At 74.7% G+C, this 11,022-nt stretch carries 14 protein-coding genes; 7 read left to right on the plus strand and 7 right to left on the minus strand.

Going from position 1 to position 11,022, the window contains the following annotated elements; translation table 11 throughout:
- Positions 1-236: 236 nt before the first annotated feature.
- The gene (locus Q7T67_RS01180; RefSeq protein ID WP_304785495.1) at positions 237-1,193 is read left to right on the plus strand and encodes an MBL fold metallo-hydrolase; all 957 of its coding nucleotides are present in this window, start codon (positions 237-239) and stop codon (positions 1,191-1,193) included.
- A 7-nt stretch (positions 1,194-1,200) separates the two neighbouring features.
- Here Q7T67_RS01180 and Q7T67_RS01185 read toward each other — a convergent pair whose 3' ends face one another.
- Positions 1,201-1,680, minus strand: a complete 480-nt coding sequence (locus Q7T67_RS01185; protein WP_304785496.1) for an OsmC family protein — start codon at positions 1,678-1,680, stop codon at positions 1,201-1,203.
- A 131-nt stretch (positions 1,681-1,811) separates the two neighbouring features.
- On the opposite strand from Q7T67_RS01185, the gene Q7T67_RS01190 reads away from it, so the two are divergent.
- Entirely contained in the window at positions 1,812-2,099 is a 288-nt protein-coding gene (locus Q7T67_RS01190; RefSeq protein ID WP_304785497.1) for an ATP-dependent Clp protease adaptor ClpS, read from the plus strand.
- Between the two features lie 148 nt (positions 2,100-2,247).
- Here the strand turns inward: Q7T67_RS01190 and Q7T67_RS01195 are convergent, their stop codons facing one another.
- Positions 2,248-2,646 (minus strand): hypothetical protein, encoded by a 399-nt coding sequence (locus tag Q7T67_RS01195; protein WP_304785498.1) that lies wholly within the window; start codon positions 2,644-2,646, stop codon positions 2,248-2,250.
- Between the two features lie 236 nt (positions 2,647-2,882).
- Between Q7T67_RS01195 and Q7T67_RS01200 the strand changes: the two genes are divergently transcribed.
- A complete protein-coding gene (locus tag Q7T67_RS01200; protein WP_304785499.1) occupies positions 2,883-3,296 on the plus strand; it encodes a hypothetical protein in 414 nt (137 codons plus the stop codon).
- 12 nt (positions 3,297-3,308) lie between these two features.
- A complete protein-coding gene (locus Q7T67_RS01205; protein WP_304785500.1) occupies positions 3,309-4,760 on the plus strand; it encodes an RNA polymerase sigma factor in 1,452 nt (483 codons plus the stop codon).
- 77 nt (positions 4,761-4,837) lie between these two features.
- On the opposite strand, the gene ccrA is transcribed toward Q7T67_RS01205, so the two are convergent.
- The 3 genes from ccrA to Q7T67_RS01220 form a co-directional block, all read right to left on the minus strand.
- Positions 4,838-6,097, minus strand: a complete 1,260-nt coding sequence (gene ccrA, locus Q7T67_RS01210) for a crotonyl-CoA carboxylase/reductase (RefSeq protein ID WP_304785501.1) — start codon at positions 6,095-6,097, stop codon at positions 4,838-4,840.
- Between the two features lie 159 nt (positions 6,098-6,256).
- Positions 6,257-6,682 carry a hypothetical protein gene (locus tag Q7T67_RS01215; protein WP_304785502.1) on the minus strand — a complete coding sequence of 142 codons (426 nt, stop codon included), beginning with the start codon at positions 6,680-6,682 and terminating at the stop codon, positions 6,257-6,259.
- Positions 6,683-6,871: 189 nt separating this feature from the next.
- Positions 6,872-7,930 carry a folate-binding protein YgfZ gene (locus Q7T67_RS01220; protein WP_304785503.1) on the minus strand — a complete coding sequence of 353 codons (1,059 nt, stop codon included), beginning with the start codon at positions 7,928-7,930 and terminating at the stop codon, positions 6,872-6,874.
- Between the two features lie 102 nt (positions 7,931-8,032).
- Here Q7T67_RS01220 and Q7T67_RS01225 point away from each other — a divergent pair, with 102 nt between their 5' ends.
- Both Q7T67_RS01225 and Q7T67_RS01230 read left to right on the plus strand, forming a co-directional pair.
- Entirely contained in the window at positions 8,033-8,398 is a 366-nt protein-coding gene (locus Q7T67_RS01225) for a hypothetical protein (protein WP_304785504.1), read from the plus strand.
- Between the two features lie 17 nt (positions 8,399-8,415).
- Positions 8,416-8,769, plus strand: a complete 354-nt coding sequence (locus Q7T67_RS01230) for a hypothetical protein (RefSeq protein ID WP_304785505.1) — start codon at positions 8,416-8,418, stop codon at positions 8,767-8,769.
- Positions 8,770-8,948: 179 nt separating this feature from the next.
- On the opposite strand, the gene Q7T67_RS01235 is transcribed toward Q7T67_RS01230, so the two are convergent.
- A complete protein-coding gene (locus tag Q7T67_RS01235) occupies positions 8,949-9,965 on the minus strand; it encodes an ABC transporter substrate-binding protein (protein WP_304785506.1) in 1,017 nt (338 codons plus the stop codon).
- Between the two features lie 159 nt (positions 9,966-10,124).
- Between Q7T67_RS01235 and greA the strand changes: the two genes are divergently transcribed.
- Entirely contained in the window at positions 10,125-10,598 is a 474-nt protein-coding gene (gene greA, locus Q7T67_RS01240) for a transcription elongation factor GreA (RefSeq protein ID WP_304785507.1), read from the plus strand.
- 150 nt (positions 10,599-10,748) lie between these two features.
- Here the strand turns inward: greA and Q7T67_RS01245 are convergent.
- The coding region (locus tag Q7T67_RS01245; protein ID WP_304785508.1) for a hypothetical protein at positions 10,749-11,022 on the minus strand (274 nt) is incomplete at its 5' end.

An 11,022-nucleotide genomic window follows, 5' to 3' on the forward strand; every position in this document is an offset into this window, starting at 1 on the left:
GCCTGCCGCCTGCTGCCCGCCGCCTGCCGCTTACCGCCCGCCGCCTGCTGCTGGCCGCGGGCCGCCAGCCGCCGGATGCCCGCCGCCTGCCGCCTGCCGCCGCCCGCCCGCCTGCCCCTACCGCCCCGTTCCACGCCGGAGATCCACCGCGGGTCCCCGGCCTCCTCCGCCGGCCGTCGATGGGCCCTTCGAGCGCCGGGACGGGTCGCCGATCTCCGCGAGATAGGGTCGACCGCGTGACGTACGACCCGCCGCAGACCGTCGACCTGATGCACCTGGGCAAGCCGAAGGCGATGTCGGCCCACCTCTTCGACGACGTGATCGTCGACCCGGGTGCGGAGCGGACGATCGACCGGGTGGTCGAGGCGCTCGACGGCCGCACGCCGCGCGCGATCCTCCTGACCCACATCCACTTCGACCACGCCGGCGGCACCGGCGCCCTGGTGCGGCGCTTCCCCGACGTCGAGGTCTGGGTCCACGAGCGCGGCGCCCGCCACATGATCGACCCGACCCGGCTGGTCGCCAGCGCCCGCAAGGTCTTCGGGGACTACTTCGACATGCTCTGGGGCGAGGTCGTCCCGATCCCCGAGAAGAACATCCGGGTGCTGCACGGCGGCGAGGAGGAGGGGCCGTGGGAGGTCGCCTACACGCCCGGCCACGCCCAGCACCACGTCTCCTACCTGCACCGCCCGACCCGCACGGCGTTCACGGGCGACGTCACCGGCATCCGCATCGACGGCGGCCCCGCGCTGCCGCCGACCCCGCCGCCGGACATCGATCCGCCGCTCTGGCACGCCTCGCTCGAGACGGTCGCCGCCTGGGAGCCCGAGCGCCTGGCGTTCATGCACTTCGGGCAGACCACCGGCGACGTGATGCAGCAGATCGAGACGATGCACGAGACGCTCGACCTCTACGCCGAGACCGCACGGACGACCGACGCGCAGGGCATGGCCGACTTCATCCGCGGCTGGGTGCTCGAGCGCGCGGGGGAGGAGGGGCTGCCGACGTACTACGCGGCGGGCCCGTTCGAGGGCCTGTGGGCCGGCCTGGACCGCTATTGGAAGCGCGTCGCCCGGGAGGCCGAGGTCGCGGGGGCCGAGGCGCACGACGAGGTCGTCGACGCCGCCGGCGAGCACCGGCAGGACCAGGGCGACGGGTCGTCCCCGGCCGGCGGGGGCGCGGCCGCCTCCTGAACGGACCTCAGACGCGCTCGAAGGTCGCCTCGACAACCATCTCCGAGCGCAGGCTGCCCGCGATGAAGCACTCGCGGTGCGCGAGGTCGACGAGCCGGCGCAGGCGGTCGTCCGACGGGCGGTCGCCACGGACGCCGATCCGCGGGCGCAGCACGATCCGCTCGACCCACATCGGGCCGGCGTCCGCGCGCTCGGGCATCTCGGCCTCGGCGTCGTCGCGGTAGGAGACGACGTCCACCCGGGCCCGGGCGGCCACCGCCAGGAACGACAGCAGCTGGCAGGAGGACGCGGCGGCCAGCAGCAGCGCCTCGGGGTTGAGCAGGCGCGGGTCGCCCGCGAAGGCGGGGTCGCTCGAGAGCCGAAGCGCCGCGTCCGCCGGGGCGGCGACGACCTCGTGCTCGCGCCCGTACCCGTCGTACCCCGCACCCGTGCTGCCGCTCCAGGTGCACGTCGCGGCGTAGCGATGGACCTGCCCGCCGTCCGTCATGGGGGACACCTTGGCACAGCCGGGTCCGTGTCCTATGGTGGAGACGACGGCTCCCCGCGACCGCAGGTTCCCCGGCTCCACCGCCGCCTCGGTCCGCATCCTCCGGGACTTCCCCGTTACCCTGCACGACCGTGAGTCAGACCATCGAGCAGACACGCGCCGCCGACCCGGGAACGGGCCTGGGTGGGGCGTGGAACGTGATCGTCAAGGACGACGACCACAACACCCATCAGGGCGTGGCCGTCGTGCTCGCCCGGTTCATCCCGGGCGTCACCGTCGACGCGGGGCTGCGGATCGCCGACACGATCCACCGCACGGGCTCCTCGATCGTGTGGACCGGCCACAAGGAGCTGGCCGAGCACTACTGGGAGCAGCTGCGGGACGCGGGCCTGACGATGGCCCCGCTCGAGCAGGCCTGAGCCCACCGGAACCCGCGACCGGATCCGGTCGCCCTCACGCAGTCCGGACCCTCGGGGCGCCGGAGCGGAGACCTCCAGGAACGACGAAGGCCCGCCGATCAGCGGGCCTTCGTCGTTCCGGGGCCGCGGCGAGGCGGCGCGGGGCGGGTCAGCCGCCGGCGGGGACGGGCTCGCCGGTCATGCGCGGATCGTCCTCGGTCTTCGCGGGGCCGAACGGCTCGTCGCCGTAGGGGTCCGTGACGCCGGGGCCGCGCCCGTGGGCGATCGAGACGTTCTTCTCGTACGCCAGGGGCTTCTGGTAGAGCTTGGAGTGGACCGTGCGGAACTCGACCCAGGTGTCGGAGTTCCACATGCGCGACCAGGTCTCCTGATCGGCGATCGCGATCGACATGCGGAACTTGTACGCGTCCTCGCGGGAGCGGATGACCCGCACCTCGAGCGCACCCTCGCGCAGCAGCTTCGGGGTGAGCTCCTGCAGCCGTGCCGCGAGCGCGTCGGCCTGCAGGCCATTCGCGTAGAACGGGATCTCGTAGGCGATCGTCGTCATCGTCCGTACATCGTCCCACGTCCGGGCCGACGGCGTCTCCGCGAATCGCGACACCCCGCGATCCGGGTCCCTCGTCCGGGCCCGTCGCGTCGGGGCGATCCGATCGGGAACGCCCCGCGGGCGCGGTGGGACATTTTGGTTGGATGGTGCGTGCGTTCTTCGTCCGTGCGTCGTCCTCGTGGTGACGACGCACCGCCGCGCCGTCCTCGTCCCCCCGAAGATCCAGGAGTCCCACCATGTCCCGCATCATCCGCACCACGGTCACGGCGGCCGTCACGATGGCCGTGCTGGCCGGGACCGCCGGCGCCGCCGGAGGCCCCGTCGCCGGCCCGCAGCGGACGTTCACCGGCACCCGGGCGCCGGTCTCCGTCCCCGGCAACCACCTCCACAAGGGCGACCGCATCCCGAAGGGTGCCGTCCTGATCTCCCGCGAGGTCACCTCGAGCGGTGGGAGCACCCGGCTGCGGGTCGTCCTGACGCTGCCGAAGGGCAAGCGGTTCACCGGCCTCGCGCAGAACGAGGGTGCGGAGCTGTCGATCCAGCTCCCCGAGGGCGAGCCGAGCTACGTCGGCCGTCGCCGGACGACGGTCCTCGTCGTCCCGCGCAAGGGCCACGCGGGCTCGGTCACCGTCTACGGCTACGCCCGCTGACCCGAGCGGGCCATGCCCCGTCGCCCGGCCACCCGCGATGCCGCCCTGCTCGTGCGTCTCGCCGCGGGCGACGACGCGGCCTGGGAGCGCCTGGACCGCCGGTACCGGCCCGCGCTCCTGCGCTACGCGGGGTCGCTCGGCCGTCCGGGGGTCGTGGATCGCGAGGACGTCGTCCAGGAGGTCCTCGTCCGGGCGCACCGCGAGCTGCGTGCCGGGTTCGTGCCGGACCACCTCTCGGCGTGGCTGCACCGCATGGTCCGCAACGCGGCGATCGATGCGGTCCGCGCCCGGGCCCGGCGGCCCGCCGACCCGCTGGACGACCACCCGGTCGCCGCGGCCGGGTCAGGCCCCGACGTCGTGATCCTGCGGCGGGAGCGGCTGCGCCGGGTCATCGACGACGTCGCCGCGCTGCCCGACGCCCAGCGCGTCGCGCTCGTCGCCCGCGCGGTCGACGGCCGGCCGGTGTCGGAGGTGGCGGGGGAGCTCGGGATCAGCGAGGCGGCCGTCGGGATGGCGGTGCGTCGCGCCCGCGAGAACCTCATCCGGGCCGAGAACGCCCGCGACGCCGACTGCGAGGCCGTCCGGCCGTCGCTGCACCGGGCGCACGACCGCGGGACCCGGACGACCGAGGCCGCCCGCGCGCACCTGCAGGTCTGCTCCGCCTGCAGGGCGTACCGCCGGGACCTGCGCCGCCTCGACCGCCGGCTGCGGGCCCTGACGCCGCCGCTCGTGCCGGTGCTCGGGCTCCTGGGCGGTGGTGCGGGGGCCGCGGGCGTCGGCGCGAAGTCCGCCCTGGTCGTCGGGACCGCGGCGCTCGTCGGGGTGTCCGGCGGGGTGCTCGTGCTGGCGGAGCACCGCGTCGGACCGGGGGGTCCGGCCCCCGCGACGATCGACTCGTACTTCGTCGGGACCCACGACCTCCGCCGCGGGGGACGACTGCCCGAGGGGTCGACCGTCGTGACGGCCCGCGTCAGGATCCCGTCCGGCGTGCCGGCGCCCGGGACGGTGCGGTCGGTGGCGCTGCGGTGCCCGGCGGGGATGCGCACGGCGCAGTGGCTGCAGCTCCCCGTCGAGCACGCGCCGTCGCGTGAGCTGCAGGACCTGAGCTCCGGCGGGAGCGGCGGGTCGGACCTCGGTGGCCGGGCCGTGGTGCTGCGGTTCCCGTCGACGCGGCTGCCGCACCCCGTCTCGTTCTCGGAGGGCGTGCTCTGTCGACGTCCGGACCGCAGCGGGTCCCTCGTCCGCGACCCCCGCCCCACGCGGCGGGGTGAGACGCCGATGGTGACGACCGCCGGGTCGCACATGGTCCACGTCCGCCCCGGCGGGGTCATGACGGGCACGCTGATGGGGCACGAGCCGGTCTCGGTCCTGCGCATCACCCCGGGTGGGACCTGGAGCAGGGTCGCGTCGGACAACCGTGAGATCCGCGGCTGGGTCCTCACGAACGGCCTGCGGCCCCGCTGAACGGGGCCGCAGGACGACGCGCGGTGCACGGCGGTCGACCGTGCGGGGGAGGGGCGCCGTCCGACGCCCCGGCGCGGTCAGACGCCGATCTCACCCTTGATCGCGCCCGGGCCCTCACCGCTGCGGCCCTCGTCCTCGTCCTTGGCACCGACGAGGATCGCGATCTTGCCGGAGTGCTTGTTGTCGCGCATGAGCTGGTGGACCTCGGCGGTCTCCTCGAACCCGACGGTCTTCCACAGCACGGGCTTGACCTTGCCCTCGGCGATCAGCTGGTTGGCCTTCATGCACTGGTACGCGTTGGCGAAGTGGGAGCCGATGATCTCCTTCTGCTTCATCCACAGGTACCGCACGTCGAAGTCGAGCGTGTAGCCGGAGGTGGCGCCGCAGATGACGACCTTGCCGAACGGCTTGACCGTGAAGACGGACGTCGGGAACGTGGCCTTGCCGACGTGCTCGAAGACGATGTCCGGGGACGCGCCACCGAAGAGCTCCTTGACCTTCTTGGAGAACGCGCGGGAGTGGCCGAAGCGCTCCTTCTCCTGCTCCGGCGTCTCGTCGCCGGTGCGCATCATGCCCTTGAAGTCGTTGCGGTTGATGTACCCCACCGCGCCGAGCTCCTTGACGAGCTCGCCCTTCTCCTCGGAGGAGACGACGCCGACGCACTCGGCACCGGCGGCGTTGCAGAGCTGGATGGCGAAGACGCCCAGGCCGCCGGCGGCGCCCCAGATCAGGACCTTGTCGCCGGCCTTGATGGAGGCGCGGTCCATGAGCATGCGGTAGGCGGTGAAGTACGTCAGGCCGTACGAGGCGGCCTCGGCCCAGGAGAGGTGCTTGGGCTTGGGCAGCAGCTGCTGCGCCTGGACCTTGCAGAACTCGGCGAAGGAGCCCCAGGTGGTCTCGTAGGCCCAGATCTTCTGCGACGGGGCGGCCATCGGATCGAGACCGTGGACCTCGACGTCCTCGTAGGAGGCCTGGTTGCAGTGGATGACGACCTCGTCGCCGACCTTCCAGCGGGTGACGCCGTCGCCGACCTTCCAGACGATGCCCGACGCGTCGGAGCCGCCGATGTGGTGGCCGAACTCCGGGTGGTCGCCGTACTTGAAGACGGAGACGGGCTGCCCCAGGGCGGCCCAGACGTTGTTGAAGTTGACGCCGGCGGCCATCACGCGGACGACGACCTCGAACGCGCCGGGCTGCGGCACGTCGACGGTCTCGAGCTGGATCGCGTCCTTCGGCTCGCCGAGGCGATCCTCGCGGATGGCCCAGGCGGACATCGTGGCCGGCAGCTCGCCGGGGGCCGTGCGGGCGGTGTGCAGGTCTGTGAGATCGACGGACATCGGCGAGAACCCTACCGTCGGTCGGACCGGGGCGACGTGTCGTCGTGGGGCCCCGTGGACGAGGGGCCCGGCACCGCCGGTGACGGTGCACGCAGGGACCGCTCCCGCACGGGACGCGGGCACCTGCCGACGGGCCCGCGAGGACCCGCAGGAGAGCGGTTACGGAAGCAGCAGCTCGCCGTCGGAGCTCTTGCGCTCGCGACCGACCTTCAGACGGGCGGAGTCGATGCCCTGACCGACCTGCAGGCGCCAGCTGCCCGCGCCGACGGTGCCTTGGATCGCGGCGACGCCGCCGGGCGGGATCGTGTCGCGGGTGGTCCGCGAGCCGCCGGCGGCCGCCGGTGCCAGCGTGGCCCTGACCGACTTGGACGACTGGTTCGTGATGACGATCCGGACGGGGCCGGCGCCGATCTCCGACGGGGAGATGTTCACGGACCTGTTCGTGATGGCGGCGCTGAGCTGCAGCGTCGCCGGTGGCCGGGAGCCGTTGGGCTTCTCGGACTGGTCGACCCGCCCGCAGCCGGCGAGGCCGGACGCAGCCAGGACTCCGGTGCTGAGGAGGACGATCGAGGGGCGGGCGTGCATCGGCTTGCGGGCTCTCCGGGTCGCGTCGCGGCAGGGGCCGCGACGATCGGTCGCAACCCTACCCGAGGTCGCGATGCGTGTCCGGTCGATGTCGGTCCGGCGGCCGTCCGGGCCTCGCTGCCGGGTCCGGGCGGTCGGGGCCCGGCGCGGCCGGCGGGCCGTGGTCCCGGCCCGCGGGGCCCGGGCGCGTCAGGCGGTGGAGCCGGCCCCGCCGTGGCGGAAGGGCAGCGCGACGACCCGGGCGGACGTCGGGCCGCCCTCGCCGGGCCGCAGGACCACGGTGGAGTCCGGCTCGACCTCGCGCCGGACGAGCGCCAGGGCGATCGGTCCGTACGCGGGGGAGTCCACGCTGGTGGTGACGCGGCCGAGCTCGCGGCCGTCCTGGACGATCACGGTGCCGACGGGGACGGCCCGGTCCAGCTGCAGACCCCGCAGGTGGCGGTTGGGCCGACCGCGCCAGTGCAGGCGGGCGACGGTCTCCTGGCCGACGTAGCACCCCTTCGTGAAGCTCACGGCCCGCTCGACGATGCCCGCCTCGGCGGGCATCACGGAGTCGTCCATCTCGTGGTGCAGCCGGGGGCGTCCGGCCTCGACGCGCAGCACCTCTGCGACGTCGTCGTCGACGGGCGCCGCGCCGCGGGCGACCAGCAGGGCACGCACGGCGTCGACATCGTCGCCGGCGGGCAGCACGTCGACCCCCGCCGCGGTCCGGACGAGCCGGACCGGGGTGCCGTCGACCTCGGCGGCGACCGACGCGTGCTCCTCGTGTCCGAGGCCGGCGGCCGTGGCCCCGGCGACCGCGTCGGCGCGCGGGCCCACGAGGGACAGCAGACCGAGTTGCAGCGTGCGCTTGTGCAGCTCCACGTCGTACCCGACGAGGTGCCGGCGCAGGTGGTCGAAGAGCGCCTGCAGCCCGCTGCGCTCGCAGAGCAGCAGCAGCTCGACGTCCTCGTCGGACGGCCCGACGTGCAGGATCCGGAGGTCGGCGACGATCTTGCCCTTCGGCGTCAGCAGCGCGGCGTACGTGCCCGCACCGGACGCGAGCGCCTCGACGTCGGCCGTCACCTGTCCGGTGAGGAACGTGCGGGCCTCCGCGCCCGTCAGTGCGAGCTTGCCCGACGCGGAGCCGTCGACGAGCCCGGCGCCCGTCGTCAGCTCGCGGTAGCCCGCGGCGACGTGCTCCGCGGCAGGCGGGAGGGGGGCCGTGGAACCGGCCGCGGCGGCGTGGTCCTGGGGCAGATCGGGCACGTGATCGAGCGTAGCGCCCGACCGTCACGGGCCCCTGGGCAGGCCGGGACGAGGCCCGTCGGGCCTCCGGCGACGTCGGCACGGCCGGTAGAGTGCTGGGCGATGTCGCTCGCCAAGAACTTCCAGCGGGTCCTCGACTCCCTGCCCGACGACTGGACGGACCTGTCGCTCGATCTGCGGATCGCCGACGAGGACCGCTACGTGGAGGCGGCCACGTACGTCACGACGACGTGCAACGCCCAGCCCTACTCGCGCCACGACTGGCACTGGCGCGTGCTCGTCGCGCACCGGTTCGGCCACGCCGCCGCACCGACCGCCGTGCTGTCCGCGCTGTCGCTGCTGGACCAGGCGTCGATCACGGGCGAGATCATCGTCCGCGACGTGCGGGTGGGCCGCGCCGAGGTGGAGCCCATGTGGGGCAGGGGCGAGACCGCCCGCCAGGAGTTCCGCCGGCTCCGCGCCCACTGACGGCCGAGGCGACACTCGTGCGCATCGCCGTCGTGGTCCCCGACCCGGAGTTCGGGTCGCAGACCGTCAAGATCTTCAAGGACGCCGGGCACGACCCGGAGCTGACCACCGACATCGACGGGCTCGTCGAGCTGCTCGCCGCGGAGGACTTCGCGGCGATCGTCGCCGACCTCAGCGTCGACGGGGTCGAATGGGCCGAGGCCCTGGCCGACGTGCGCCCGGACGGCGTGCCCGTGCTGGCGTGCTTCCCGCCGATCGAGCCCGACGTCCGCGCCGTGGCCCTCGAGGTCGGCCTGGACCAGGTCGTCCCGCGCTCGCGCCTGGCCCGCGAGGGCGGCACGCTGCTGAACGACCTGCTCGACGACAAGTAGGACGGAGATTGGGCGGGCCCCGCCCCGAGCGTCTCGGGCCGGGACCGCCTCCCGGGTCGTCAGGGCTCGGCGCACCCGCAGGAGGGGCGGGCCCCGCCCCGAGCGTCTCGGGTCGGGACCGCATCACGGGTCGTCGGGGCTCGGCGCACCCGCAGACGGGCCCCGCCCCGCCCCGCCGCTCAGCTGCCCGGGGCGCGGCTCCAGACCATCTTCGCGACGTCGGGCGGGGTCTTCGTGATCCCGACCTTCGCCTCCCAGGCCGACCAGGTCCGCATCGTCGCGCGGTCGAGCGTGCCGGAGCGCCCGCGGGCGTCGCGGAACGCGGGCTTGACGGCGGTGAGCTGTTGCTCGGTCGTCGTCGGGTCGATGCTGCGGTCGCCGGAGCCGACGCGCAGCGCCCGGACCGCCTCGTCGTCGTCGCCCTTCGGGGTGGACGCCACCGCGGTGTAGCCCTGCGCCATCGCCGCGGTGAAGCGGCCGACGGCGTCCCCCTGCTCGCGCAGCGTCTTCGAGGTCGCCACGACGAGCAGCTCCGGGTAGCGCGGCGCGCCGTAGGCGTCGAGGCGGAAGACCTTCGTCCCCGGCCGCCGCGCGGTCAGGGCCACGCCCTCGGCGTTCCAGAAGCCGATCGCGGCGGAGACCTTGCCCGACACGACCGACGGGACCGCCTCGAAGCCGATCGTGACCCGCTTGACGGCCTTCGGGTCGCCGCCGTCCCCGCGGACGATCTGGTCGAGCGCCGCGTCGTCGCTCGGCAGGCCGGTCACGCCGACGGTGCGGCCCTCGAGGTCCCGCGGTCGCGCGACGGACGGCGAGGCGAGCACGGCGGCCAGGGGCCGCTGGACGACGGCGCCGACGGCGACGAGGTCGGCGCCCTCCTGCCGCGCGAGCGCGACGTCGTGGATGTCCATGATCGCCAGGTCCGTCCGGCCGGCGGCCAGCAGCTTCGCCCCGTCGGCGCCCGACCCGGGGATCCGGATGCGGACCGCGAGGTCCGCGTCCGTGAAGAGTCCGCGCTCCTGGGCGACGTAGAGGCCCGCGTGGACCGCGTTGGGCGCGAAGTCGAGGGTCAGGCTGAGCTTCGTCGCCCCGGGCGCGGTGCTCGTCGGCGGTCCGCCCGCCTCCACCCCGCCGTCGGATCCCCCGCAGCCCGCCAGCACGAGGGCGCCCACCGCGAGCACCGTCAGCCGGACCACCGTCCGCGACGATCGTCGGCGGGGCGCCGACCGGTCGGGGAAGGTCGGGCTCCGGGGGTCCTGCGATCCAGTCATGCACCCAAGAGTGGCGGACCGCCGCACCGGGCGGCGTGACGGCCGTCCCGGCGGTGGACCGGGCCCGGCCGTTACGGTGGTGTGATGGAAGCCAGCGGCGAATCGATCTCCCCCGAGGGCCTGGAGGCCCTGAAGGCGGAGCTGGAGGAGCTCGAGGGCCCCGCCCGCCGCGACATCGCCGCCCGCATCCAGCGCGCCCGCGAGCTCGGCGACCTCAAGGAGAACGCCGAGTACCACCAGGCCAAGGACGACCAGGCGCACCTCGAGACCCGCATCGCGGGTCTGCTGGAGCGGCGGCGCAACGCCGTCGTCACCGAGGTCTCCAAGAGCGGTGACGTCGTCGGCTTCGGCTCGACGGTCACCCTCGTCGACGTGGACACCGAGAAGGTCCAGAAGTGGTCGTTCGTCGGGGCGGCCGAGGCCGACGCGAGCGCCGGCAAGATCTCCGTCGAGTCGCCCGTCGCGCAGGCCGTGATGGGCCACGCGGTCGGCGACGTCGTCAAGGTCACGACACCGCGCGGCGTGCGCAACCTGCGCGTCGACAAGCTCGGCGACTGACCTCGCGCGACCGGCGGGGCCGCCGGCCTCGAGCCCGGCCACCTCGCCACGGGCGGGTCCGCGGGCCCGAGCCCGAACGCGACCCCCGTCGGTCGTCGCGTGTCGCGGGCCCGGCCGGCGTCGTGCGCCGGGCCGGGCCCGCCGTGACGCCTACCGGACGCGCAGGGAGACCCGACGCGTCAGCGTCTCGCCCCCGACCGTCGTCCGGATCGTGAGGCGGTACAGGCCCCTGCGGGTGCGGGAGCCGACGCGGACCGCCACGCGGGCCACGCCGAGGCGGCCCACCCGGACGGTCCCGAGGCGCACGGTGCGGGTGCCGCCGGCCCGCAGCGCCGCCGGGAGCGTCACGCGGACGCGAGCGCCGCGGAGCGGGCCGGTCGTCGCGTTGCGCAGGCCCACCCGGATGCGGGCGAGTGCCCCGCGG

It is taken from the genome of Patulibacter sp. (assembly GCF_030655195.1).
Classification (GTDB): Bacteria; Actinomycetota; Thermoleophilia; order Solirubrobacterales; family Solirubrobacteraceae; genus Patulibacter.